Genomic DNA, 25,618 nt, shown 5'->3' on the forward strand with positions numbered 1-25,618 from the left:
TTAGAGCTGTTGACTGACGAAGCCGAGCATGTCGTCGGCCGCTTTGATGACCTTGGAATTCATCTCGTAGGCGCGCTGGGTGGTGATCATGTTCACCAGCTCCTCCACGGTGCTCACGTTGGAGTTTTCCAGGGTGCTCTGCAGCACGGTGCCAAGACCGTTGAGGCCCGGGGTACCGACCTGGGGGGCGCCGCTGGACGCCGTCTCGCTGAACAGGTTCTGGCCCACGGCCTGGAGACCGCCCGGGTTGACGAACTGGGCGATCTGCAGATTGCCGATGACCTGGGGTGCGGCCTGGCCGGCGGTAGTGACCGACACGGTGCCGTCTTCGCCAACGGTGAAGGTCTTGGTATCGGCCGGCAGCACGATGGCGGGCTGCAGGGCGAAGCCGTTGGCGGTGACCAGCTGGCCATCGGCATTCAGATGGAAGGTACCGTCACGGGTGTAGTTGATGGTCCCGTCAGGCATGGTCACCTGGAAGAAGCCGTCGCCGTTGATGGCCATGTCCAGCGGCTGGTCGGTGGTCTGCAGCGAACCCTCGGTGAAGTTCTTCTGGGTGCCGACGATGCGCACACCAGTACCCAGTTGCAGGCCGGAGGGCAGCTGATTGTCCTGAGTAGACTGGGCACCCGGCTGGCGACGGATCTGGTACAGCAGGTCCTGGAATTCGGCGCGATCGCGCTTGAAGCCCGTGGTGGACACGTTGGCCAGGTTGTTGGAGATGGTGGTGAGGTTCATGTCCTGGGCGGACAGACCGGTCTTGGCGACCCACAGTGACGACATCATGATGGTATTCCTCGAAGTGCCGGTTTTACGTCGGCGCTAGCCTTGATCAGGAGAATTGCAAAACCTTTGCCAGCGCCGCGTCGTTGTCTTCGGCGCTGCGCATCATCTTCACCTGCAGCTCGAACTGGCGGGACAGCGACAGGATGGAGGTCATCTCCTCCGCCGCATTGACGTTGCTCGACTCGACGAAGCCGGATACCAGGGACACGTTGGCGTCCATGGGCGGCGCGGCCTGGCCCTGCTTCATGTGCAGCAGGCCGTCGAGCCCCTTTTCCATCTGCTTGGTGTCGGGATTGACCAGCTTGATGCGGTCGACCTGGGCCAGGGCGTTGGCCGCCTGACCGGAGCCGCGCACGGTGATGCTGCCGTCCTGACCGATTTCCACCTTGGAAGCGGGCGGCACGGCGATGGGTCCGCCATTGCCGAGCACCGGCAAGCCGCTGCCGGTCCGCAGCATGCCGAGGGGATCGATCTGCAGGCTGGAGGTGCGGACATAGGCCTCCTTGCCGGAGGGATCCTGGACCGCGACGAAGCCCGGCCCCTGGACGGCCACGTCCAGGTCACGCCCGGTTTCCTGCAGCGCACCGGGAGTGAAATCCGTCGCCGGCCGCTCGCTCATGGAATAGACGCGCGACGGCATGGTTTCGCCGAACACCTGCATCGAGCGCGCCTGTTCGAGATCCTTGCGGAATCCCGAGGTCGAGACGTTGGCCAGGTTGTTGGCATGGGCGCGCTGGGCCATTTCGTTCTGGCTGGCGCCGGTCATGGCGACGTACAGCAGCTTGTCCATCTGATCCTCCGACGGCGGCAGATTGCCGCCAAGCTTGCGTTCGGAGGTTCTATAGCAAGGCCCGTTCCAGAAAAAGGAAACCCCACTGAATCAAGGACTTGAGAATAGAAAAGCCTCCCAAGGGAGGCTTTTCCTGACGCCTGAGCGGCAAGCCGTCAGAGAAACGACATCAACGCAGGTTGATGATGGTCTGGGTGATGGCGTTCTCGGTCTCGATGGTCTTGGCGTTCGCCTGGTAGTTGCGCTGCGCCACGATCATGTCGACCAGCTCGGTGGAGATATCCACGTTGGACGCCTCCAGCGCCCCGGACTGCAGAGCTCCCAGGGTGCCGGAGCGCGGCGTGCCGACCACCGGCTGACCCGACTCCGAAGACTCGGTCCAGGAGGTCTTGCCCATGGGGGTCAGGCCCTGGACGTTGGCGAAGTTCGCCAGCACGACCTGGCCCTGCACCTTGGACTGACCGTTGGTGTAGCGCGCGAAGATCTGGCCAGTATCGTCGATCTCCAGGCCGGACAACTGGCCGGTGGTGTAGCCGTCCTGGTTGACGCTGGTCACGGCAAAGGCGCTGCTGTACTGGGTCGAGCCACGCATGTCCAGGGTGATGCCGGCCGGGTTGGCCACGGCGCCGTTGGAGGCCCAGGTCGCCGGGGTACCGCCGTTGGAAATGGCCGGGACCCAGTTGTCCAGCTTGAGCACGCCCTCGAAGGCATTGGTGCTGGCGTTGTTGACCTGCTTGAGATCGGTCGAGGCCACATTGGCACCGTCGAGCGCACCACTGCTGGTGAACGGCAGGGTCACGCTGTAGGGCGTGGCGACCTTGGTGGTCGCATCTTCCTTGGTGGGGTCGCCCGGATTGCGACCGTCGATCAGCACGTTCATGGTCCAGGAGTTGTTCGCGCCCTTGACGAAATACTGCGACAGGACGTGGGCGTTGCCCTGGCTGTCATAGATGTTCACCGAGGTCGAGGAGTTGTAGCTGGTCGGATCGGACGGGTTGAACGGCGTCGTGGTCGGCGTCGTCTGGGTCGAGTTCAGGTTGACCGTTTGCTTGATCGAGCTGGACGCCTTGGGTGCCTGGCTGGCGGTCTCGATACGCAGGTCGCTGCGCACGCCCGGCTGCAGCAGACCCTGGTCGTTGGTGGTATAGCCCTGCAGTTTGTAGCCGTTGTTGTCGACGATGAAGCCTTCCTTGTCGGTCCCGAAGTAACCGGCACGGGTGTACTGGATGGCACCATTGTTGCTGGTGACGAAGAAGCCGTTGCCGTTGATGCCCATGTCCAGCGCGTTCTGCGTGGAATCGATGGTGCCCTGGTTGAACAGCTGGCCGACATTGCCGAGCAACACGCCGCTGCCCTGGGCATTCTTGCCGGTGCCCAGAACCGAGGCGGCATAGAGGTCCTGGAACTCCGCCCGCGACTGCTTGAAGCCGACGGTGCTGGCGTTGGCGATGTTGTTGCCGGTGATGTTGAGGTCACTGGACGCGGCCTTGATGCCGCTCAAACCGATATTGAAAGACATGCTGGATTCCTCTCGTGTGCCGCGCCTTACTGGCCGACCGCCTGGACTTTGGAGATGCCGATGCTGCCGACGCCGGCAAGGTTGAGTGTCATTTCGCCGCCGTTCTGCCCGAGCGTCACACTGTCGACGTTGGCTGGCAGACTGGTCTTCATGGCCGTGGTGGTGTCGTTCACGTTCGCCTGGGCCTCGAAGCGATAGGTGCCGGCATCCAGCTTCTTGCCGCTGGCGTCGGTGCCATCCCAGGTGAAATTCACCAGGCCACTGGACTGCTGCCCCAGGTTCAGACGATTCACCTGACTGCCCGCGTCGTTATAGACGTTGACCCAGACGTTCGGACTGGACGCGGTCAGATTGAGCGCACCCTTGAAGTCCGCACTGGTATCCACCTTGACCTTGTCGGTATCGACGATCACCTTGCGGCCCACCAGGGTGGACGCCTGCAGCGCCTGGGAAGACTGGCTGCCGGAGAGGATCGAGCTGACGCTGGTGTTGAGGTTGGTGATGCCCTCGACGGTACTGAACTGCGCCAGCTGCGCGATGAATTCGCCGTTGCCCTGGGGCTCCAGCGGATTCTGGTTGTTCATCTGGGCAACCATCAGCTTGAGGAACTCGTCCTTGCCGAGCTTGCCGCCTTTCTTGCCATCGCTGCTAGCGGTCTCGGAGGTAGCGTCCGTCTTGTTGACGGAGTACTTGTCGAGCACCGATTGAGCGGTTGAATTGGTCGTGCTTATGGCCATGGCGCCGGTTCCTTACTGACCGAGGGTCAGTACCTTCTGCATCATCTGTTTGGCGGTATTCATCATTTCCGCATTGGTCTGGAAGGCGCGACTGGCCGAAATCATGTCGGCCATCTCCTCCACCACGTTCACATTGGGGTAGTAGACGTAGCCGTCCTTGTCCGCCATGGGGTGGTTGGGCTCATAGCGCTTCTGCACCTCGCTCTGATCCTCGACGATACCCTTCACCTCCACCCCGACCCCGGCCTGGCCCTGGTCGTCGAACAGCGAGGCGCCGCCCTGGGCGTCATTGAGCTGGGCAGCGAACACCGGATGCCGCGCCTTGTAGGTCTGGTCGACGCTGGAAGACACGGAATCGGCGTTAGCCATGTTGCTGGCCACGGTGTTGAGGCGAACGTTCTGGGCGCTCATCCCGCTACCGGCGATGTTGAACAGCGAACTCAGGGACATGGCTACTCTCCGCGCAGGGCCGACATCAGCCCCTTGAACTTGCTATTGAGCAGGGTGAAGCTGGCCTGGAAATTCATCGCGTTTTCGGCGTAGTTGGCCTGCTCGACCTGCGCATCCACAGTGTTCTGGTCCACCGAGGGCTGAGTGGGGATGCGATATTTCAACGCCGAGTCACCCATGCTCATGTCGAAGCCTTCAGCGGCGATATGGCGGCTGTTGGTGGTTTCCAGCTGATAGTGGCCGGCAGCGCCCGGAGCGCTCTTGGCCGCCTGCTCTGCCATCACGGCGCTGAAATCCAGATCCCGCGCCTTGTAGCCCGGGGTATCGGCATTGGCGATGTTGTTGCCCAGTACCTCGGCGCGCTGCGAACGGAAGTTCAGCGCCTGCTCGTGCAACCCGAGTGCTTTGTCGAAACTGATGCTCATGTCGAGAGACCTTTGACGTGGCTTGCAAGCGATTTAGCAAGGCCCGTGCCAGTCTCCAGCATCCATCTAAATCAAGGGGTTAGCGCGACGCGGCAGTCAGAACGACGGCAAGCGGCAAGGTTTTTCCGCCGTCTTTGCCGGCCCTGCGATCAGGTGCGGCAAAACTTTGGCGCAAAAGAAAGGGCAGACCTGGGTCTGCCCTTTGGGTGTCCATCCACCGGCCTACTTGGCCTTGTAGATGATGCCCGGATTGCACTGCACCATCTGGTAGAGATCCGGCAGGCCGTTGAGGGCCTCGGAGGCGCCCAGGAACAGATAGCCGCCCGGCTTGAGGGTGCCATGGATGCGCGTGAGGATGTCCTTCTTCACCTCGGCGGAGAAGTAGATCAGCACGTTGCGGCAGAACACCATGTCGAACTTGCCGAGGCTGGCGTAGCTGTCCAGCAGATTCAGCGCGCGGAATTCGATACGGCTGCGAATCGCCGGCTTGACCGCCCAGCGCCCCGGCTGCTGCACATCGAAGTAGCGCTGCAGGCGCTCCGGAGACAGTCCCCGGCCGATCGCCAGCGAATCGTACTCACCGGACTTGGCCGCGGTGAGAATGGCGCCGGAGAGGTCGGTCGCCACGATCTGCATGCCGCCACGCCCCTGCCCCGCCGCGCTGCGCTCGAATTCGTCCATGGTCATGGACAGCGAATAGGGTTCCTGACCCGAAGAGCAGGCCGCCGACCAGACCCGCAGGCGCTGGCCGAAGGTGTTCTTGGTCAACTCCGGCAAGAGGCGGTTCTTCAGCACCTCGAAGGGATAGGTGTCGCGAAACCAGAGGGTTTCATTGGTCGTCATCGCATCGATGACTTTTTCCCGCAGACCGCCACGGGGCTGCATCTGGATGCGCTGCACCAACTCCGACAACGTCTTGATCCCCTCGGTCTCCATCAGCTTGTTGAGCCGACTGGAGACCAGGTACTGCTTGTTGTCACCGAGCAGGATCCCGCTGGATTTCTCGAGGAAATCACGAAAAAGCACAAAATCCGCGTTGACTGCTGACACTGCCGCTCCGCCTTCTGGATACCGGGATAGAGACGCCTTCACCTAGTGACTGTCGACCGCATTGATGCGCTCGGCTACCCGGGAGGCAAGATCATCGGGACGGAACTTGGCCAGGAAGTCATCCGCACCGACCTTCTTGACCATCGCCTGGTTGAAGACGCCGGACAAGGAGGTATGCAGCAGTATATGCACTTTCTGCATCCGCGAATCATGACGGATTTCCGCCGTCAGGGTGTAGCCATCCATTTCCGGCATCTCGATGTCGGAAATGATCATCAGCAATTCCTCTTCCGGACGCTTGCCTTCAGCCACCATCGCCTGGAGGAAATTCAGGGCCTGGCGACCGTCGTTGAGGGAGATGACCTCTACCCCGACGGTTTCCAGGCAGCGGCTCACCTGCTTGCGGGCCACCGAGGAGTCGTCGACGATCAGGACGCGCTTGGTGACGGCCTTGGCCTGTACCACTTCGCTGATGACGCCGGCCGACACGGTTTCGACCGACGGTGCGACTTCGGAGAGGATCTTTTCCACGTCGATGATCTCGACGAGCTGGTTGTCGACCCGGGTGACGGCGGTCAGGTAGTGGTCACGACCGGTACCCTTGGGCGGCGGATTGATGCCTTCCCAGTTCATGTTGACGATTCGCTCCACCGAGCGCACCAGGAAGCCCTGCACCTTGGTGTTGTACTCGGTGATGATCACGAAGCAGTTGTTGATGTCTTCCAGCCCACGACGACCGGTGGCCATCGCCAGGTCGATGATGGGAAAGGTGCCGCCACGAATGCTGGCCACGCCCCGTACCACCGGACTGGATTTCGGCATCACGGTGAGTTTGGGGCACTGCAGCACCTCCTTCACCTTGAAGACGTTGATGCCGTAGAGCTGCGAGCCGTCCAGGCGGAACAGCAGCAGTTCCAGACGGTTCTGGCCCACCAGTTGGGTACGTTGGTTGACTGCATCCAATACACCAGCCATTTGGCGACTCCTCTCGTTGCCACGGACCGGTTGGAAAACTCGGCACAGGGCTTGCTTAGATGTGACTCATGAAGATCGAAGCGACGTGTTTCCGACCTATGAAGAACTCTTGCCGCTGGGCTGCGAATCTTGTGTTGATCCTGACATGCCTGGGCGGAAAGGCCTATGCAGAAGGCGACTACACCTCATCTGACGAACTTATCGGCGCTGTCGAAAGTTTTCTTGAGGAGCGCGTGCAGGAATATTTGCTGGAGACCCATTCCAACGCTCGCCATGAAACCCAGATCAACTCCCTGGATCCCCGATTGCGCCTTGCCGCCTGCGACAAACCCCTGACGCTATCCCAACAGGGCAGCCCGACGCCGGTGGGCCGGATCAACGTCAAGGTGCGTTGCGAAGGCGGCAGTCCCTGGACGGTGTTCGTGCCCGCTCAGGTCAAGCTGTATCGCCCGGTGGTGGTTACTCAGCAGCCGCTGTTGCGTGGCGCGGTGCTCGACGACCAGAACGTGGCCCTGGTGGAGCGCGATGTCGGCACCCTGACCCAGGGTTACCTGACCAGCCTGGAGCAGGTGATAGGTACCCAGCTGAAGCGTCAGGTGGTCAGCGAGCAGGTGCTGTCGCCCTCCTTTATCGAGCAGGCCGAACTCATCCGCAAGGGCGAACAGGTGGTGATCAATGCCCGCAGCGCTTCCTTCAGTATCCGCATGCAGGGCGAAGCCCTCAGCGCAGGCGCCAAGGATGAGGAGATTCGTGTACGCAACCTGAGCTCCAACCGGGTGATCCGCGGTCGGGTCGTCGATCAGGGGCAGGTGGAGGTGGCGCTTTAGCGAAGAAGTCAAAAGGAGTACCTTGGCGTCTGCATCCTGAACCTCTGCGCGTCATCCTGTCGAAGGATGTGACAAGGCGCACAGGTCTACGGCTAAAGTTTCGGCATGGCACGCCGATAAGCCGGACATGCGAATGAGACGACACGAGGATCTTCACTCATGGCTCTAGATATCAATCGCCTGAATTCGTCCTCTACTGCGGGCATAGGCAACACCAAGGCGGCGTCCATTAAGGACGTGTCCACGGCTCAGACCAGCGACGTCAAGGCTACCAAGAGCACCGCCTCCGGCGAGTCGGTCAGCTTGAGCGCCGAGGCCAAGCAACTGAGCTCTCTGACGGCAGGGCTCAAGGATCTGCCGGTGGTCGACAGCGACAAGGTCAGCCGCCTGAAACAGGCCATCGCCGATGGCTCCTACAAGGTCGACAGCCAGAAGGTGGCCGACAAGCTGATGGCGTTCGAGTCCTGACGCCCGGCTCGGCATGGCCTTTCTGACGATCGCCACTAACGTTCGAACGGAAACCGCGCCATGCCCCATGCCAACTTGCTCGAGATCACCCGCCACGACATCGACCTGAGCGAGCAACTGCTGGCCCTGATCGAGCAGGAGTTCCAGGCCCTGAGCGAGCGCCAGCTCGATCGGCTGGAGGCCCTGCTGGGCACCAAGCAGATCCTGCTCAAGCAGCTCGACCAGCACGCCCAGCAGCGTACCCTGCTGCTCCAGACCCATGGTCTGCGAGCGGATCTGCAGGGTTTGCAGGCCTACGCCGCCCAGCAGCCCGACGGGGAAGAATTGTTGGCACGCTCCAGTCAGCTCGCGCAGCTCATGGAGCAATGCAAGGCTCACAACGTCCGTAATGGCCAGATCATCCAGGCCAACCGCTTCGTGGTTGGCAAACTGCTCAATGTACTGCAGGGCACTTCGGCGCCCACGCTGTACAACCGTCGCGGCAGTCAGACCGGTGGCGGCTATCAGCGTCCCCTGAGCTCGGCTTGATCACGGGCATTCTCATGCCAGCGTTTTTCACTGTACAGATGGCGTTAAGCCAGTATCCTTGCTGACCGCTGTTTACAGGAGTTTCCAGGTGCAAGGCTCTTCCGCTAGCGACCATGCCGCTCAGCCACCCCAGGTCTATCGCTCCAAGGGCGAGATCCTGGCCTGCCTGCGGCCGGCGCAACAGCAGCATATTCCGCTGCGGATCACCTTCAATCGTCAGGGGCAGCAATTCCAGAGCTTCGTCGTCGAGATCGACGAGGCCAAGGGCTTGATCGCGCTGGATGAGTTCATCCCACGCGAGGCCGAACGTCTGCTCGAACAGGGCCAGTCGTTCCGGGTGGACAGCTTCCACGAAGGCATCAAGGTCACCTGGCAGATCAATCATCCGGTCGAGTTCAGCGAGCTGGATGGCAATCGCTGCTACTGGATCGGCCTGCCCACCGAACTCACCTATCACCAGCGGCGCAATGCCTATCGGGTCAAGTTGCTGCTGACCCAGCCGGCGACGGCGGAGCTGAGCCAGGGCAACAGCCCGATCCAGCTGCGAGGCCAGTTGATCGATCTGTCGGCCACGGGCTGCAAGCTGCGTTTCCCTGGCAACGTCACTCATCTGCTGCAACCGGGGCAGCAGGTACAGAGCTTCAGCGCGGAGTTGCCCATCGGAACGATCAACACCCCGGTGACCATTCGCCACGTGGCCTGTCCGGAGCGTATGGAATACAGCGACGTCGGCGTCTGCTTCAATAGCCTGACCGGCGCAGCCCAGCGCCAGATCGAGCGCTTCATCTACCAGTTGCAGCGGGAAAACCGCCGGTTCGAGTGACCGACCGGGCGTCCACGACTGCTGGACGCCCTCCTCCACCGCTCAGGGCGCCTTGGATTCAGGCGGGTTCTGCAGGAACTCGATCTCTTCCTGCAGCGGTGCTCCCTCCTCGACAGGCTCTTCCTCTACGACCGGCTCAGTGTGCATCTGGTCATGCACCACCTGGCTATCGACCCGTGGATCCAGGGCCGCTGCCAGCGGCGAACTGGTCGACCCTTCGGGCATCTGTACGTGGCTCAGCGGCGCCTCGTCGACCAGGTGCTTGCCCGTGACCGCATCCGGGCGGATACGCCAGATCAGGATGGCACCGCAGAGCACGACAAAGGCATAGAGCATGTTGGGTCCGACCAGATTCATCAGCGCACCCACCACCAGCGGACCGATACAGGCACCGATGCCAAAGGTCACCAGTAGCATGGCGCTCAGGGATACCCGCCGCTCCCCTTCGATATGGTCATTGGACAGCGCCACCGCCAGGGGGTAGAGCACGAATTGCAACAGGCTGGCGATGAGGCCGAGCGGCAGCAGCACCACCGGCGGCACATGGGGCAGCACAGCCAGTGGCAGGGCAGCCAGCGTCAGGGCGATGGCGACCACCCGGATCAGCCAGCTGCGATCATGCCGATCCGACAGCCAGCCGATTGGCCACTGGGCGATCAGGCCGGCGAAGATGCAGCAGGCCATGAACAGGCCGATGCGCTCGGTGGGCAGGCCCTGGGCGCTGGCATAGAGGGGCGCCAGGCCGTAGAAGGAGCCGATCACCAGTCCGGCGACCAGGGTCGTGGTCAACGACTGCGGAATTCGCTGGATAAAAAACGTGGGTTCCAGCGGCGCCGGCTTGAGCGGTGCCGGGTGGATCTTGCCGGTGACCGCCACCGGCACCAGGCACAGGGCGTAACAGATGGCGACCAGCATCAGCTTGTCGACGCCGAGATCCGGCGAGAGCACCAGCACCACCTGCCCCAGCGCCAGGCCGAGGTAGGAAGCGGTCATGTAGCCGGAAAAGACCTTGCCGCGCTCGCCTGGGCCGGCCTGCTCGTTGAGCCAGCTCTCCAGCACCATGTACTGGCACATCATGCCCATGCCGATCAGCACCCTGAGTGCCAGCCACATCGGCAGCCAGGGCAGCAGGCCGATCCCCAGCACCGCTGCGCCGACTACGCCGGCGCAGGTCACATAGGCACGGATATGGCCGACCTTGGCGATCAGTCGATGCCCCAACTTGCCGCCTATCACCAGGCCCGCGTAATAGGCAGCGGTCAGGGCGCCGACCCAGAGTCCCTGCACCTGATCGGCGGCCAGTCGCAGACCGAGATAGGTACTCAGCAGACCGGTCCCGATCAACATCAACAGCGTCGCGAAATAGAGCCCGCGAAACGCCGACAGCACACGCACCATTGCCTACTCCATCGTCTCTTGCACACCCGGCAAGCGCGACGGAATCAGCTTCGTCGTTGCGCCGCCAGCTGGGCGTCCTCGCCCAGGCGTGGGTTGTATTGGCCTGCACAGGCCTTCATCAGTACCTGCAGCACCGACAGATTACCTCTGACGCTGCTGATCTTGGTGGGTACCTCGCCCTTCGGATAGCGCCGCACGGTGGGGAGTTCCACGCAGCGATAGCCCAATTTCGGTACCCGATAGGAAAGATAGGCCAGCAACTCGTAGGTGGTGAACTCGTCGCGGAACGGTGCCACGCGCGGATCCAGCAGCATGGCCCGGCTGTAGGCGCGGAAACCCTGGGTGGTGTCGGTCCAGTGGAAACCCGAGGCCAGGCTCAGCATGGGCGCATGGATGAAGCGAATGGCGAAGTCGCGGGACTTGGGGGTGTTCTCCGCCACGCCGCCGGCCAGGAAGCGCGAGGCCTGGACGAAGTCGTAGCCCTGCTCGATGGCGTCGATGAAGCGCGGGATGGCGTCCGGATCGTCCTTGTCATTGCCGTCGATGGTCACGATGCCGGTGTAGCCCTCGTCGAGCACGAAGGCATAGGCGCAGCGCAGCTGGGAGCTGAGCTTGCCTGGTGCGGTCTTGAGCAGCAGCCCACGCACGCCCAGCTCCTGCAGCCGCTGCGGCTCCAGCGAGCCGTCGGTACTGCCACCGTCGACGATGATGACATCGGCGATGTCGGCGATCCTGACCGCCGCCATACGCCGCAAAAGGTTGAGAATCCGCTCGCCTTCGTTGATGACCGGGATCACCACGCAATGCGGACGGCTGCGACCGTTCCAGAAGGTCGTCGAATAGCTGGGCACCTGCCAGAGGGCGCGCTCGGTGGCGGGAATTGCAGTAGTCATAGGTCCTCCAGGTTCAACCGACACGGGCCGTGATGAGGGCGACGCCGGCGATGATCAGGACGATGCCTGCCGCCGTGGTCCAGGGAAAGGCTTCGCGAAAGATCACCACCGACAACAAGGCGACGCTGGCGATGGCCCCGGCCGTCAGCACCGGATGCGCCACGTTCAGCGGCAGCTTGGCAAGGGCGGCGGCATACAGCAGAAAGGCCAGGCCATACATGAAGAGCCCCAGCCAGAATGGCCAGTTGGCCAGCGCAGCCATGGGATCACTCAGACTGGGAAAGCGCCGCGGCGGCAGCATGGCCAGCTTCACCAGCACGCTCGCCGAGGCGTTGGACGCAATGCCCAGGATCAGGATCAGCCACTTCATGCGGCAGCCTCCGGCAGGTCGCGATAGGCCTTGACCGCGACCTGGACGCCACGCTCCAGCGCGGCCAGGTTGGAGCCCTGCTTGGCCGGCAGCATCTCGATGCTGACCACCTGCTCCGGCAGCCGCCGGGTCAGGGCGAAGGCGATTCCCTCGTGGTTGGTACCGCCCTCCCCCAGGGTCACCAGATCCGGTTCGCTGGCATGGACGTGACCGATCAGTTCGGCATGCTCTTCGAGGACGCGGGCGGCATCCTCCTCGTTGATGGTCAGGGCGCCGGTATCGAGCTGCATGAGGATCGCCGGATGCTCCACGGCCCGTACCACGGCGGCGGTGGAATCGCTGTCGATCATGAAGTTGGCGCCATAGCGTGGCGGATTGGGCTCCAGGCAGATCTGCACCCGGTGCGCCGCGGCCACATCACCCAGGCGGCGGAAGAAGTCCCGTGCCTGCGCCAGGGCCTGGTCGTCACTCAGCCCAGAGCGATCGCGATTGCGCGGCGAGCCGAACACCAGGCGCGTCGCGCCCAGCCCCTCGGCGACCCGGCAGACGCCCTCCAGCTGCGCCAGCAGCGCGCGCTGCACGTCGTCGGCGCCGAAAACGTTGAGACCGGTGGTGCCGAACAGCAACGCCTGCATGCCGGTGATCTCGATGCCGCGGGCCTGCCACTGCTGACGCACGACCTGGATTTCCTGGGCGGTGGCCGTCTTGGGATCGGCGAAATACTTGCCGGGGGCGATGTCGATGGCATCCACCCGGTATTGCTGCAGGATCTCGGCGACCATGGCGTCATCGGTCGGATCCCAGGCGATATTGGAGATGGCGATGCGCATCACTGACCCTCCGCCTTGATGACCGGGGGTTCCGACTGGGCATAGGCGCGGACCGCGAGCAGGGTGTCGCGCGCGCTGTACTGGTAGCCGTCACGCCCGCTGAAGACTTCGGCATGCACGCTGCGGAAATCGTAGCGCGCTGGCGTACCCTCCAGGGTATTGCCGAAGTCGCGTCCGAAACCCTGGCTGGCGATGTCAGCCACGCTGATGGGCTCGGCGGTCAGGTGCACCAGGTCCAGCCCGGCAGCCTGGGCGGTCTGGATGTCATAGCCGAGATTGACCATCGGATAGAACTGGAAGACGCCGCGACTTTCCACCGCGTGCAGGTTGTTGTCGTTGAGCAGGTCGTAGATCACGTTCTTGCGCAGCCCGGGCCCGACCAGGCCCGGCAGGCGGACGATCAGGGCGTTGGCGAAATGCTCACGGACGAACTGCTCCAGTCGATAGCGATTGGCGCCATAGGCGTGCAGTCCCTCTGCGTCCACCGCGGTGGTCTCATCGACGCCAAGCGGCTGCTTGAAGACATCCACGGTGCTGATCAGCACGAAGGAATCGCACTGGATCCGTGACAGATGACCGATCAGGCCATCGATCTTCTCGCGATCGGCCGCAGGATCGCGATTGGCGATCCACTTCTGCGCCGGCGCTCCGGCGCAGATGACCTGGCCATAGGGCTGATCGCCGATCTGGTCGATATTGGTGGAGCGAAACAGCGCGCCGAAGGCCTTCTGCTTGAGCAGCGTCGACCCCACGAAGCCGCTGTACCCTATCAATGCGTCGGTCTTCATGTAGCTCACCCCTTGGTCTTGAATCTCAGGCAATAGTCCGGTTGGCACTCCTCGACGGGATAACGCTCGTCCAGGTAGGCCTTAAGTCGTGGAAATTTGTCGTGCATGGAAATGTTGTTCAGCTTGAATGACCAGAAGGTCGTCGAATACACCACCGCCGGCGGATCGGCATGTTGCAGATCGCTGAGCAGATCGGCTTCGTAGGGTGGCGTGGCATAGACCGGATAGATGTACTTGGTACAGGCCGGCAGATCGGTCACGCCGTTGATGACCCCGTTGTTGGCCAGATCGAACACACAGTGAGCGCCGCTTTCCAGCAGGCGCCGCGAGGCCCATTGCACACCGGGCGTGGCCAAGGCGGCGTCATCCGGCAAGGCGGTCAAAGCCGGCACCCAGGCGAGCCCCTGGGCCCACACCCGCTCGACCGGCGATTTGTAGAGATTGAAGGCGGCGAGCAGCACCAGCAGCGCCGCCAGGGCCGGTACCAGCAGACGCCGGCTGAAGGCCAGCAGCGCACCCGCCAGCAGCACCGCAAAGAACGGCGAGGGATTAAGTCCGACCAGCCCCATCAGTACGGCAGCGGCAATGGCCGCGGCCGCCGCGCGCGGATGCGCCGAGATGTCCCAGCCGCCGTTGCGGGCCAGCCGCTGCCGGCGGGCGGCATAGAGCAGGCTCAGCAGGGGCACCCAGAAGCCCATCTGGATATGCTGGAAGTCCGCGCGATTGACCCCGATCTTGAAGAAGATCGCGAGCAGCACTGCCAGGGCACCAATCAGCGGCAGATCCTCGCTCCAGCGCCACGGCCAGGGCAGACAGCGGATCAGGGCGAAACCGGCCAGCGCCGTAGGCACTGCCAGCAGCAGGCTCAGCGCCAGCGGCCGGGCATTCAGGCCATAGCCCCACTGGGACGAGGTTTCCAGAAGGAAGGTCAGGTTCTTGACGTAATCGGTCAGGGCGAAGAAATCGGTACCAAAGCCAAGCCAGCCAACCGTTGCCACGAAGGTCAGCAGCGACAGGAAATGGCGCCGATGCAGAAGCAGCGTGAGCAGTACCGCCGAGCCGATGGGCAGCACCCCGGCGATCCCGCGGTCATAGGACCAGAACAGATTGAAGCCGGCGGCCAGGCCGAGCAGCACCTCGCAGACCAATCGCCGCGGCGTGGTCTCCACCTTGCGATGCAGACAGAAGAGGAACAGTGACAGCAGCAGGAAGAGATCGCGATAGCCCACCACCTGAGTCGCCACGGCGCCCATGGCTACCAGCAGGATCAGGCGCGCGCGGCCCTTGGGCACGGGGCACAGCAAAACGGCCGTTCCCCACAGCAATAGGGCCGCGCCGGTGTTGCACAGTCCATAGAGGATCTGGGTCACCAGGAAGGTGTGCTGGGCGCCGAACCAGGTCTCCGCCAGCCACACCGGGATGAAATCCAGCCCGCCATGGATGGTGAAGGCATGAGCGCCCGGCTGACTGTGCAGCAGCGTCGGCAGCGTGGCGAAATATTCCCCCTGGTGGAAGGGGTCGAGGATGACGCCCTTGCCGAACAGAAAGAAATTGATGATGGAAAAGATCAGAACGCTGATGAAGCCGGCGACGCCAGACACCCCCCTGGGTGTCGCTTCAGTGGAAGGGTTCGGCATCGAGGCGCTCCAGGGCATCGAAAATGTTGTCGATCTTGCCACCCAGCATCGAATAGCAGCCGGGCAGCTGGGAATGTTGTTCGAAGAGGATGGGACGGCCGTCGTCGCCTTCGTTCTTCATCAGGATGGTCTTTACCTCGAACAGCGAATCCCGGTACTCCACCCGTGCCGCAGCCGACATGTAGCGGGCCACGTCGCGCACCATCCAGTCCGCTCGCGAGGCACGGTCGTAGTCGTCGAGCAGGGCATAGGGATCGGTGCCATTGGCGTCTTCCCAGTTCAGGTGCGGGGTGTAACGCACATGGGACAGGGTGTGCAGACCGCGCGCCGGGAACGGCATCATGGAAAAGAACGGACCGTCCATGACCGTCACGCCGAGGTCGCGCAGCTCCGGAGGCATCTCCACCAGGGCCATCTCGGTGATCTCATGGCGTAGCCGGGTGGCCGTGCCGGGGAAATCGCCGCCGTACTGGTTGAGCCCGCTGTAGGTACAGTTGAAGAGGTAGCGGCAATGCAGCTCCTCCTGTCGTCCGGCTTCATCCACGACCTCGGCACCCAGTCCCCCCGCTTCACCGCGGATCGCCATCACGCGACTCTTGAGGCGCACCTCGACGCCGACGGCATCGAGCTCGCGACTCACTTCGGCGGCAAGTACGGCGGAGTTGAAGGCATATTCCTCCGTCAGATACACCGCCTCGATCAATCGATCGTCGAACAATCGACTTAATTCTTCGGATGCCGGCTGCAGGGAAGCCTCGATCCCCTGACAGAAACGTTCGAACTGCTTGGCCGTTACCTTGGAGTTGTTGCGGGCAATGGCATACAACTTGGTGAAATCCCGCACTACCACATCGGGATAGTCGCGCAAGAAGCGCGGCAAGTTGACCCGGCTGCGAAAGGCCGTGACGAAACTGCGCGGATAGTGATAACCGTTATGAACACGTGCCTGATTGTTGTAAGAGGCACGCTTCAACAGCCCGTCTTCCCGCTCGATCAGGGTGACTTTCGCAAAGCCCCTCACGCGCATGAGATACAGGGCCGTCATGGCCCCGTAAAATCCGCCACCGATGACGATCGCATCTTTCATGATCGTCAGGCCATGCCAAATTGAGTAGCCGGTCCTGCGGCATTACCGCCCTGCACTACTTCGACATTGAGCTTGTCACGGCGCGTCATGACGGCGCTCGTGAACTCCTGGGCGACATGATAGAGCGGCCCTTCGTTGACTCTGTGGGTCAACTGCAGGACATATTCGCCAAGGACGAGCAGGACCAGCGAAATGAGAAAGAACATGCCGGACTGCTGTAATGAAATCGTCACCCAACCCGGTGCGACGTCATCCTTGAACAGGCCGATGGCAATGACGTAGATGGAATAGAGCAGATTGGACAGGGCACCCACGATGGACAGGAAGCTGACCATGCGCATCGGCTTGCGGGTGGAGGACACCAGCAGGCGGGCACCGCGATCAAAGCTGCCGGACAGCCGCTTGGGCTTGCTACTGCGCGGCGGCATGCTGTATTCGAGATTGGTACGGGAGAAGCCCGCCGTCGCCGGCAGGTGCCTATAGGTCAAGGCCGGCGCGGGATGGCGCAGGATATAATTGATGACCTTCTTGCTGAGCATCCGGTACTGGGGCGCATCCTTGGCCAGATCGACCCCGTTGAATTGCCGGTAGAGGCTGTTGAAACCTCTGGAGCAAAGACTGTAGGACAGGGTCTGGCGAACTTTCTGCTGATTGTTGGCGAACACCACGTCGATGCCGCCGGCCGCCTGTTGCAACATGTCAGGCAAGAAGGCGATGTCATCGGTTTCCGGATCTATGACGACCGCGAAGTCACCCAGCGCATTTTCCAGACCCACCCAGGCAGCGGTATCGGAATCCACTTCCTTGGTCAGGGCATATACCTGCAGATTGGGCAGGCCGGTGATACTGGTGAGTTGTTTGAGTCGCGCTACGCTGTCATCAGCGGAGGCGTTATCGACAATGATAAGTTCGTAGTCACTTACCAAGGGACCGATAACAGTTGCCGCGCGTTCGAGGACGCTCTGCAACTCGGCAGCCTGATTACGAACGACGAACACGACTGAAAGTAGGACGGGATAAAAGGCCATGACGCGAACCTCCAGAGGCGCTCCAGATACAAGCAATGCAGACGGTTAGCCAACGGAGAGTACAGATAAATTCGGCAGGTTTTCGTCTGCTGCTCTATGCTGTGATCACAGCCACAAATCGCTACTGGAAGAGCCTGGAAGTCGGACAAGGTCGCCGTTTTTGCCCTATCCTCCAAACTGCTGTAACGGTTCGGCAAGGGCACCCGAAGGCGTCGGATCGCGAGGAGAGGTACTGGAAAGGAATCTGGTGTCCCAGAGTGGGGTCGAACCACCAACCTTCCCCTTAGGAGGGGGATGCTCTATCCAATTGAGCTACTGGGACAGGAAAGGGCGCTTATGGTAACGAGCAGCGGAAGGTTTGTCATGTTCCGGTTCGGCAGCGCCGCAGTGCGCGAGGACGGACAACGGCAGGAAGTTCTTCGGCAGCTTTGCAATTTGTTGCGTACGTCGGTAAATTGACGTCAATAAAAACAGATACCTAGGGACAGGTGGTTACAGAGTCCAAGGTGCCGTGAGTGCTAGCGGAACGAGACGAGGGCTAACGCCTTCACTGATTTTTGACTCCAGATGAAGTACCTCAATGACCCAGGCCATTAGATCCTACTCAAGCCGTACCGCTGACAAATTCGTCGTGCGTCTGCCCGAGGGCATGCGAGAGCGCATCGCGGATGTGGCCCGCAACCATCATCGCAGCATGAACTCCGAAATCATCGCGCGTCTCGAGCAGAGCTTGCAGCAAGAGGGCGCCCTTGGCGACGAACCCGGGCTTCGCCTGGACAGTCCGGAGATCACCGCCAGCGAGCGGGAGTTGCTGCAGCGCTTTCGGCAGCTGTCGGGTCGGCAGCAGAACGCCCTGATCTCGCTGATCGCCCACGACATCGACGCCGCATCCTGACGGCGTCCGGGCTGCCCTGCCCCTGGGTAGCCCTTTGCCCCCTACCCTGTCCTACATTAGGAAGAGGGTGGCGAGTCCCAAGAAGATAAAGAAGCCGCCGCTGTCGGTCACCGCGGTGATCAGCACGCTCGACCCCATGGCCGGATCACGGCCGAAGCGCTGCAGGGTCATGGGAATCAACACCCCCATGAATGCAGCCAGCAGCAGATTGAGGGTCATGGCGCCCATCATCACCAGGCCCAGTGACCAGCTGCTATAGAGATAGAAGGCCACCAGCCCTATCACCCCACCCCAGATAACGCCATTGCACAGGGCGACGCCCATTTCCTTGCGCAGCAGCCGTGCGGTGCTGGTGACACTGATCTGCCCCAGCGCCATGGCGCGGACGATCATGGTGATGGCCTGGTTGCCCGAGTTGCCGCCGATACCGGCCACGATGGGCATGAGTGCGGCCAGAGCCACCAGCTTCTCGATCGAACCCTCGAACAGACCGATGACCCGCGAAGCGATGAAGGCCGTGATGAGGTTGGTGGCCAGCCAGGTCCAGCGGTTGCCAACCGATTTCCACACCGAGGCGAAGACGTCTTCGTCTTCGCGCAGACCGGCCATGTTGAGGACTTCGCTTTCGCTTTCCTCACGGATCAGGTCGACCATCTCATCGATGGTGAGACGACCGATCAGCTTGCCGTTCTTGTCCACCACCGGTGCCGAAACCAGGTCATAGCGCTCGAACGCCTGGGCCGCGTCATAGGCATCGCCGTCGGGATGGAAGGCCACCGCCTCCTTGGCCATGACCTCGACCACCAGCTTTTCCGGATCGTTGACCAGCAGGCGCTTGATCGGCAGCACACCCTTGAGGATGCTGTCGTTATCGACCACGAACAGCTTGTCGGTATGGTCGGGCAGCTCTTTCAGCCGCCGCAGGTAGCGCAATACCACTTCCAGGGCGACGTCATCACGGATGGTCACCATCTCGAAGTCCATCAGCGCGCCGACCTGATCCTCTTCGTAGGACAGCGCGGAGCGCACCCGCTCGCGCTGCTGGGCGTCGAGGGCGTCCATGAGCTCGTGAACGACATCGCGCGGCAGATCCGGCGCCAGGTCGGCGAGTTCGTCGGCGTCGAGCTGGCCGGCTACCGCGAGAATTTCCTGGTCGTCCATGTCGGCGATCAGGGTCTCGCGGACCGCGTCCGAGACCTCGAGCAGGATCTCGCCATCGCGCTCGGTCTTGACCAGACCCCAGACGGTCAGGCGGTCTTCCCGTGGCAAGGCTTCGAGGATGAAGGCGACGTCAGCCGGGTGCAGCTCGTCCAGGCGGGCACGCAGCTCTTCGAGGCCTTCTTCGGGAATATCGGCGGGGGATACGGGGGCGCGATCGTGGTCTTCACGCGCCTCGACAGCGAGGTCGTAGCGCTCCAGCAACTCCACGACCTGGGCGAGCCGCTCCTGCAGCGTCTCGTGGGGCTTTCTGATTTCTGCTTCGTTCACTACGGTCATAGCGCACTCCGGCCCGCCGGCGGAGCGCACCGACGAACCCTAACTCAACAACGGGACGAAAAAGGCGATTGAGTATTGACTGGGTAAGTCCATAAGGGGGGATAACCACTGCCCCGGCGGGGCTGACGGCGGGGATGATACACCGGACCGCTGGCGGGTGCGAAGGCAAAAGGGTTTCAAAACAGCTATTTGCAAGGCTTCCGCAAGGCCCCGAGGGCACGCTTCCGACCCTCGCCGAACCTCCCCGCCTTCGCTAAGCTTGAGCCCCTACGTCAAGGAGGACGTCCCATGAAGAAGCTGCTCGTGCTCGGCCTGCTGCTGGGTTGCACCAGCGCCCAGGCGGCCACGGTGTATCGCTGCGAAGATGCCAGCGGCCACCTCACCTTTTCCGCCAGCGGTTGCGCCTCGGACAGCGACAGCCGTCTGCAGCGCGCGGACAATCCCCGTCCGGGCGGCGCCAAACCCACGCTGATGGCGAAACCCAAGGCCGCTCCCCGCAAGGAAGTCGCGCGCACACCCACGGTGGTGGCAGCCAAGACGGACGGCTGTGGCGATCTGCTCAGCGCCAGCGCAAGGCGCCAGGCGATCATCCGCGGACAGGTCAAGGTCGGCATGAGCCGGGCGGACGTGGAGAGCGCCCTGGGGCCACCGCAGCGGATTTCCCAGCTGGATGCCCTGACCCGTTATCACTACGAGGCGCGCCAGCGCAAGGACCGCACGCGGCTGGTGACCTTCGACGAACACGGCTGCGTGCGTCGCCGCTGACGCCCGCAACCAACGCCTGCTCCGTCAAAGTACGGCGCGGGGATAGGAACCGAGGACCTTGAGCGCCACGGCGCCGGTGGACAGACGCTCCAGGACATCGCGGATCAGCGGATCGGCCTGGTGGCCGAGGAAGTCGATGAAGAAGACATAGGTCCACTTGCCGCTGCGCGAAGGCCGCGTCTCGATCCGGCTGAGGTCGATGTTGTTGGTATGGAACGGCAGCAGCAACTCGTGCAGAGCGCCCGGCTTGTTCTGCATGGAGACGATGATGGAAGTCTTGTCGTCGCCACTGGGCGGCACGTCCTGGTTGCCGATGATGAGGAAGCGCGTGGAGTTGTCCGGGCGGTCCTCGATCTTCTGCTGAACCGGAGTCAGGCCGTAGAGCGAGGCCGCCATGTCGCCGGCGATGGCCGCGCTGTTCCATTCCCCCTTAACCCGCCGCGCCGCTTCGGCGTTGCTGGCCACCGCCACCCGCTCGACGCTCGGGTAATAGGAGTCCAGCCACTTGCGGCACTGAGCCAGCGACTGGGCGTGGGAATAGATGCGGGTGATGCTGTCGGCCTTGGTGTTTTCGCCGATCAGCAGATGATGGTGGATACGCAGTTCCACCTCGCCGCAGATCGACAGGTTGTGCTCGAGAAAGCTGTCCAGGGTGTGGTTGACCGCACCCTCGGTGGAATTCTCCACCGGCACCACGCCGAACTGGGAGGCACCGGCGGCGACCTCGCGGAACACCTCGTCGATGGCCGCCATGGGCCGGGTCACTACGGCCTTGCCGAAGTGCTTGAGCGCCGCGGCCTGGGAGAAGGTGCCTTCCGGGCCGAGATAGGCCACGTGCAGCGGCTCCTCCAGGGCCAGGCAGCAGGACATGATCTCGCGGAACAGTCGCGCCATGTCTTCGTCACGGACCGGACCGCCGTTGCGCTCCATCACCCGCTTGAGGACCTGGGCTTCGCGCTCGGGCCGGTAGAACACGGGCTTTTCGCCTTCCGCCAGCGTTCCCATCTTGACCCGCGCCACGTCCTGGGCGCAGCGAGCGCGTTCGCTGATCAGGTCCTGGATGCGTTCATCCAGACTGTCGATACGCAGGCGCAGGGCCTTGAGCTCGTGTTCCGACATGATCAGCCGTGCTCCTTCTCGAATTCGGCCAGATAATTCACCAGCACCTGGACGGCTTCCAGGGTGACGGCATTGTAGATGGAGGCGCGCATGCCACCCACCGAACGATGCCCCTGCAGATACAGGAGGCCGCGCGCTTCGGCGCCCTCGAGGAACGCCTTGTCGAGGCGCTCGTCCGCCAGGCGGAAGGGTACGTTCATCCAGGAGCGGTCGTTCTGGGCGATGGGGTTGCTGTAGAAGTCGCTGGCGTCGATGAAGCCGTACAGCAGCTCTTTCTTCTGGCGATTCAGGCGCTCCATGGCGGGCAGACCGCCCTGCTCCTTCAGCCACTTGAACACCAGGCCCGAGAGGTACCAGGAGAAGGTCGCCGGCGTGTTGTACATGGAGCCGTTGTCGGCCTCGACCTTGTAGTCCAGCAGCGTCGGGCAAGCGGCGCGCGCGCGACCCAGCAGGTCTTCGCGGACAATCACCACCACCAGGCCGCTGGGCCCGATGTTCTTCTGCGCACCGGCGTAGATCAGCCCGAAGCGCGAGACGTCCAGCGGACGCGAGAGGATGTCGGAAGAAGCATCCGCCACCAGGGGCACATCGCCCACGTCCGGAATCCAGTCGAACTCCAGGCCGCCGATGGTTTCGTTGGGGGTGTAGTGAACGTAGGCGGCATCCTTGGACAGCTGCCACTCGTGCTGCCCCGGGATGGCGAAGTAGTCGTAGCCCTTGGCGCTGGCGGCGACATTGACGGTGCCATAGTGCTGCGCCTGCTCGATGGCCTTGCGCGACCAGATGCCCGTGTCGATGTAGTCGGCCTTGCCGCCCTCGGGCATCAGGTTCATCGCCAGCTGGGCGAATTGCAGACTGGCGCCGCCCTGCAGGAACAGCACCTTGTAGTTGCCGGGGACACCCAGCAACTCGCGCAGATCGGCCTCGGCCTGGCTCGAGATGGCGGTGAAATCTTCACCGCGATGGCTCATCTCCATTACCGACAGGCCACGGCCCTGCCAATCCAGCAGATCGGCCTGGGCCTGGCGCAGCACAGCTTCAGGCAGGGCCGCCGGGCCGGCGCAGAAGTTGTAGGCACGCTTGCTCATCACTCGTCATCCTCGTCGGGAAGGTCATCGCTCGGTACATCGCTGGCACCGGGCAGCACATCGTCCTGGTCCGGCTCGTGGCTGTCGACCGGCAACTCCTTGTCGAGCACCTCGTCGTCCAGTTCGGCTTCGTGATCCAGCAGCTCTTCGTCCACCGAAGGCTCCTGCACCCGCTCCAGCCCCACCAGCTTCTCGCCCTTGCCGAGCTTGATCAGGGTAACGCCCTGGGTATTCCGGCCGGTCCGGGAAATGCCTTCCACAGGGGTCCGTACCAGGGTGCCCTGGTCGGAGATCAGCATGATTTCTTCGCCGTCCAGCACCTGGATGGCGCCGATCAGGGGACCGTTGCGCTCGTTGATGACCATGGCGATCACGCCCTGGCCACCGCGGCCGCGCTGCGGGTATTCGGCCATGGCGGTGCGCTTGCCGAAGCCGTTGAGGCTGGCGGTGAGGATCTCGGCGCCAGGCTCGGGGATCAGCATGGAAATCAGGCGCTGGCTTTCGGCCAGGCGCATGCCGCGCACACCGCGGGCGGTACGGCCCATGGTGCGCACATGGCGCTCCTTGAAGCGGATGACCTTGCCACCGTCGGAGAACAGCATGACTTCGCGGGCTCCGTCGGTGATGGCGGCGGCGATCAGGCTATCGCCCTCCTCCAGCTTCAGCGCGATCAGGCCATTGCTGCGCGGACGGCTGAACTGCACCAGCGGGGTCTTCTTCACGGTGCCGTTGCGGGTGGCCATGAAGATGTAGGCGCCGGTGGGCTCGTCCTGGCCGGCATCGAGGAGCTCGCCCTCTTCGCCTTCACCTTCGCTCTCGACATCGTCTTCCACCAGCACGGCGTCTTCGATGTCCAGGTTGTCGTCCTGCTCGCCCAGGTCTTCTTCACCGATCGGCGCCTGCTGGCGCACGGCTTCCAGATCGACCGGCAGCATGGCGGTGATGCGCTCGCCTTCGGCCAGCGGCAGCAGGTTGACCAGCGGCCGGCCACGGGCGGCGCGGGAGGCTTCGGGGATCTCGTAGGTACGCTTCCAGTACACCTTGCCCAGACTGGAGAACAGCAACAGGGTGGTATGGCTGTTGGCGACCAGCAGGTGCTCGATGTAGTCCTCTTCCTTGACCGCCGAGGCCGAACGGCCGCGACCGCCCCGGCGCTGGGCCTGGTAGGCGTGCAGCGGCTGGGACTTGGCATAGCCGCCATGGGAGATGGTGACGACGCGGTCTTCCTCGGTGATGAGGTCGGCGATGGTCAGGTCCACCTGGGAGGCGATGATCTCGGTACGACGCTTGTCACCGAACTCGGCCTTGACCTTTTCCAGCTCCTCGCGGATGACTTCCATCAGCCGCTCGGGTTGGTCAGGATGCGGATCAGCTCGCCGATCTGCAGCAGGATTTCCTGGTACTCGGCGATGAGCTTCTCGTGCTCCAGGCCGGTCAGGCGGTGCAGGCGCAGGTCGAGGATCGCCTGGGCCTGTTCCGGCGAGAGGTGGTACCTGCCTTCGTGCAGACCATACTGCTCCGGCAGTTCGTCCGGACGGCAGGAATCGGCGCCGGCGCGCTCGACCATCTCGCGTACCGCGCTGGATTCCCAGGGCGTGGCGATCAGGCGTTCCTTGGCTTCGGCCGGGGTCGGCGAGCTCTTGATCAGCTCGATGACCGGATCGATGTTGGACAGGGCGACCGCCTGGCCTTCGAGGATGTGGCCACGCTCGCGCGCCTTGCGCAGTTCGTAGACGGTCCGCCGAGTCACCACTTCACGGCGGTGACGGATGAAGGCTTCCAGCAGTTCCTTGAGGTTCAGGGTCCGCGGCTGGCCGTCGAGCAGGGCCACCACGTTGATGCCGAACACCGTCTGCAGCTGGGTCTGGGCGTAGAGGTTGTTGAGCACCACCTCGGGGGTTTCGCCGCGACGCAGCTCGATGACCACGCGCATGCCGTCCTTGTCGGACTCGTCGCGCAGCTCGGTGATGCCTTCGATCTTCTTCTCTTTCACCAGCTCGGCGATCTTCTCGATCAGCCGTGCCTTGTTGAGCTGGTAGGGCAGTTCGGTGATGACGATCTGCTGGCGATTGGCGCTCTTGTCGATGTCCTCGACCTCGGCGCGGGCCCGCACATAGATGCGCCCACGACCGGTGCGATAGGCCTCGATGATGCCGGCACGACCGTTGATGATGCCCGCGGTCGGGAAGTCCGGACCGGGAATGTACTGCATCAGGTCGTCGACGGTCAGCTCGCTGTTTTCGATCAGCGCCAGGCAGCCATCGATCACTTCGCCGAGGTTGTGCGGCGGGATGTTGGTGGCCATGCCGACCGCGATGCCGCTGGAACCATTGACCAGCAGGTTGGGGATGCGCGTGGGCATCACCGCCGGGATCTGCTCGGTGCCGTCGTAGTTGGGCACCCAGTCGACGGTTTCCTTGTCCAGGTCGGCCAGCAGTTCATGGGCGAGCTTGGACATCCGCACTTCGGTGTAACGCATGGCCGCGGCGTTGTCGCCGTCCACCGAACCGAAGTTGCCCTGGCCGTCCACCAGCATGTAGCGCAGCGAGAAGGGCTGGGCCATCCGCACGATGGTGTCGTAGACGGCGGTGTCGCCATGGGGGTGGTACTTACCGATGACGTCACCCACCACACGGGCGGATTTCTTGTACGGCTTGTTCCAGTCGTTGCCCAGCTCGCTCATGGCGTAGAGCACGCGCCGGTGCACCGGCTTGAGGCCGTCGCGCACATCCGGCAGGGCCCGGCCGACGATGACGCTCATCGCGTAGTCGAGATACGACTGCCGCAATTCGTCTTCGATATTGACCGGGAGGATTTCTTTGGCCAGTTCACCCATGAGAAGCCT

25 protein-coding genes, 1 tRNA gene and 1 pseudogene are annotated in these 25,618 nt (G+C 62.9%); 6 read left to right on the plus strand and 21 right to left on the minus strand.

Going from position 1 to position 25,618, the window contains the following annotated elements; genetic code table 11:
- From flgG to BGI51_RS00100, 8 genes are all read right to left on the minus strand, one after another.
- Positions 1-786 (minus strand): flagellar basal-body rod protein FlgG, encoded by a 786-nt coding sequence (gene flgG / locus BGI51_RS00065; protein WP_027598031.1) that lies wholly within the window; start codon positions 784-786, stop codon positions 1-3.
- Positions 787-832: 46 nt separating this feature from the next.
- The gene (locus BGI51_RS00070) at positions 833-1,576 is read right to left on the minus strand and encodes a flagellar basal body rod protein FlgF (protein ID WP_133862456.1); all 744 of its coding nucleotides are present in this window, start codon (positions 1,574-1,576) and stop codon (positions 833-835) included.
- Between the two features lie 169 nt (positions 1,577-1,745).
- On the minus strand, positions 1,746-3,095 hold the full coding sequence (gene flgE / locus BGI51_RS00075) for a flagellar hook protein FlgE (RefSeq protein ID WP_187979931.1): 1,350 nt from the start codon (positions 3,093-3,095) through the stop codon (positions 1,746-1,748).
- Between the two features lie 26 nt (positions 3,096-3,121).
- On the minus strand, positions 3,122-3,832 hold the full coding sequence (locus BGI51_RS00080; RefSeq protein ID WP_160923428.1) for a flagellar hook assembly protein FlgD: 711 nt from the start codon (positions 3,830-3,832) through the stop codon (positions 3,122-3,124).
- Positions 3,833-3,844: 12 nt separating this feature from the next.
- Entirely contained in the window at positions 3,845-4,282 is a 438-nt protein-coding gene (gene flgC / locus BGI51_RS00085; protein WP_027601641.1) for a flagellar basal body rod protein FlgC, read from the minus strand.
- Between the two features lie 2 nt (positions 4,283-4,284).
- Complete coding sequence (gene flgB / locus BGI51_RS00090; RefSeq protein ID WP_187979932.1) at positions 4,285-4,707, minus strand: flagellar basal body rod protein FlgB; 423 nt, start codon at positions 4,705-4,707, stop codon at positions 4,285-4,287.
- A 222-nt stretch (positions 4,708-4,929) separates the two neighbouring features.
- A complete protein-coding gene (gene cheR, locus BGI51_RS00095) occupies positions 4,930-5,757 on the minus strand; it encodes a protein-glutamate O-methyltransferase CheR (RefSeq protein ID WP_027601640.1) in 828 nt (275 codons plus the stop codon).
- 42 nt (positions 5,758-5,799) lie between these two features.
- Entirely contained in the window at positions 5,800-6,732 is a 933-nt protein-coding gene (locus BGI51_RS00100; protein WP_044340938.1) for a chemotaxis protein CheV, read from the minus strand.
- 98 nt (positions 6,733-6,830) lie between these two features.
- On the opposite strand from BGI51_RS00100, the gene flgA reads away from it, so the two are divergent.
- The 4 genes from flgA (at position 6,831) to BGI51_RS00120 (ending at position 9,378) form a co-directional block, all read left to right on the plus strand.
- Positions 6,831-7,559 carry a flagellar basal body P-ring formation chaperone FlgA gene (gene flgA / locus BGI51_RS00105; protein ID WP_187981240.1) on the plus strand — a complete coding sequence of 243 codons (729 nt, stop codon included), beginning with the start codon at positions 6,831-6,833 and terminating at the stop codon, positions 7,557-7,559.
- Positions 7,560-7,718: 159 nt separating this feature from the next.
- The gene (gene flgM, locus BGI51_RS00110; protein ID WP_187979933.1) at positions 7,719-8,027 is read left to right on the plus strand and encodes a flagellar biosynthesis anti-sigma factor FlgM; all 309 of its coding nucleotides are present in this window, start codon (positions 7,719-7,721) and stop codon (positions 8,025-8,027) included.
- Between the two features lie 60 nt (positions 8,028-8,087).
- Complete coding sequence (locus tag BGI51_RS00115; RefSeq protein WP_133862465.1) at positions 8,088-8,555, plus strand: flagella synthesis protein FlgN; 468 nt, start codon at positions 8,088-8,090, stop codon at positions 8,553-8,555.
- A gap of 88 nt (positions 8,556-8,643) precedes the next feature.
- Positions 8,644-9,378: a flagellar brake protein gene (locus BGI51_RS00120; protein ID WP_187979934.1), complete on the plus strand. Its 735-nt coding sequence runs from the start codon at positions 8,644-8,646 to the stop codon at positions 9,376-9,378.
- Positions 9,379-9,420: 42 nt separating this feature from the next.
- On the opposite strand, the gene BGI51_RS00125 is transcribed toward BGI51_RS00120, so the two are convergent.
- The 9 genes from BGI51_RS00125 to BGI51_RS00165 all read right to left on the minus strand — a co-directional run bounded on the left by BGI51_RS00125 (position 9,421) and on the right by BGI51_RS00165 (position 17,731).
- Complete coding sequence (locus tag BGI51_RS00125) at positions 9,421-10,776, minus strand: MFS transporter (protein ID WP_133862467.1); 1,356 nt, start codon at positions 10,774-10,776, stop codon at positions 9,421-9,423.
- Between the two features lie 44 nt (positions 10,777-10,820).
- Entirely contained in the window at positions 10,821-11,669 is an 849-nt protein-coding gene (locus BGI51_RS00130) for a glycosyltransferase family 2 protein (RefSeq protein WP_187979935.1), read from the minus strand.
- A gap of 13 nt (positions 11,670-11,682) precedes the next feature.
- A complete protein-coding gene (locus tag BGI51_RS00135) occupies positions 11,683-12,039 on the minus strand; it encodes an SMR family transporter (protein ID WP_027598043.1) in 357 nt (118 codons plus the stop codon).
- Positions 12,036-12,869, minus strand: coding sequence for a sugar phosphate isomerase/epimerase family protein (locus BGI51_RS00140; protein WP_187979936.1), 834 nt, complete (start codon positions 12,867-12,869; stop codon positions 12,036-12,038). Before BGI51_RS00140 ends, BGI51_RS00135 begins: the two co-directional genes overlap by 4 nt.
- Positions 12,869-13,657 carry an NAD(P)-dependent oxidoreductase gene (locus tag BGI51_RS00145; RefSeq protein WP_187979937.1) on the minus strand — a complete coding sequence of 263 codons (789 nt, stop codon included), beginning with the start codon at positions 13,655-13,657 and terminating at the stop codon, positions 12,869-12,871. Before BGI51_RS00145 ends, BGI51_RS00140 begins: the two co-directional genes overlap by 1 nt.
- 5 nt (positions 13,658-13,662) lie before the next feature.
- On the minus strand, positions 13,663-15,294 hold the full coding sequence (locus BGI51_RS00150; RefSeq protein ID WP_252977176.1) for a hypothetical protein: 1,632 nt from the start codon (positions 15,292-15,294) through the stop codon (positions 13,663-13,665).
- Complete coding sequence (locus tag BGI51_RS00155; protein WP_252977322.1) at positions 15,275-16,339, minus strand: FAD-dependent oxidoreductase; 1,065 nt, start codon at positions 16,337-16,339, stop codon at positions 15,275-15,277. The genes BGI51_RS00150 and BGI51_RS00155 overlap by 20 nt, the downstream gene beginning before the upstream one ends.
- Positions 16,340-16,386: 47 nt before the next feature.
- Complete coding sequence (locus BGI51_RS00160; RefSeq protein WP_133862472.1) at positions 16,387-17,409, minus strand: glycosyltransferase; 1,023 nt, start codon at positions 17,407-17,409, stop codon at positions 16,387-16,389.
- 245 nt (positions 17,410-17,654) lie between these two features.
- Positions 17,655-17,731 (minus strand) — tRNA-Arg (locus BGI51_RS00165).
- Positions 17,732-17,989: 258 nt separating this feature from the next.
- Here BGI51_RS00165 and BGI51_RS00170 point away from each other — a divergent pair.
- Positions 17,990-18,304, plus strand: a complete 315-nt coding sequence (locus tag BGI51_RS00170) for an Arc family DNA-binding protein (protein WP_007160462.1) — start codon at positions 17,990-17,992, stop codon at positions 18,302-18,304.
- Positions 18,305-18,355: 51 nt separating this feature from the next.
- On the opposite strand, the gene mgtE is transcribed toward BGI51_RS00170, so the two are convergent.
- Positions 18,356-19,801 (minus strand): magnesium transporter, encoded by a 1,446-nt coding sequence (mgtE, locus tag BGI51_RS00175; protein ID WP_405046447.1) that lies wholly within the window; start codon positions 19,799-19,801, stop codon positions 18,356-18,358.
- 288 nt (positions 19,802-20,089) lie between these two features.
- Here mgtE and BGI51_RS00180 point away from each other — a divergent pair, with 288 nt between their 5' ends.
- A complete protein-coding gene (locus BGI51_RS00180) occupies positions 20,090-20,566 on the plus strand; it encodes a DUF4124 domain-containing protein (RefSeq protein WP_187979939.1) in 477 nt (158 codons plus the stop codon).
- Between the two features lie 24 nt (positions 20,567-20,590).
- Here the strand turns inward: BGI51_RS00180 and pheA are convergent, their stop codons facing one another.
- The 3 genes and pseudogenes from pheA to gyrA all read right to left on the minus strand — a co-directional run bounded on the left by pheA (position 20,591) and on the right by gyrA (position 25,609).
- Positions 20,591-21,685 (minus strand): prephenate dehydratase, encoded by a 1,095-nt coding sequence (gene pheA / locus BGI51_RS00185; protein WP_158892948.1) that lies wholly within the window; start codon positions 21,683-21,685, stop codon positions 20,591-20,593.
- A gap of 2 nt (positions 21,686-21,687) precedes the next feature.
- A complete protein-coding gene (gene serC, locus BGI51_RS00190) occupies positions 21,688-22,773 on the minus strand; it encodes a 3-phosphoserine/phosphohydroxythreonine transaminase (protein WP_187979940.1) in 1,086 nt (361 codons plus the stop codon).
- Positions 22,773-25,609, minus strand: a pseudogene (gene gyrA, locus BGI51_RS00195) (DNA gyrase subunit A). The gene serC and the pseudogene gyrA overlap by 1 nt, the downstream one beginning before the upstream one ends.
- Positions 25,610-25,618: the final 9 nt, after the last annotated feature.

The organism is Pseudomonas oryzihabitans, assembly GCF_014522265.1.
GTDB classification, from domain to species: Bacteria; Pseudomonadota; Gammaproteobacteria; order Pseudomonadales; family Pseudomonadaceae; genus Chryseomonas; species Chryseomonas aestiva.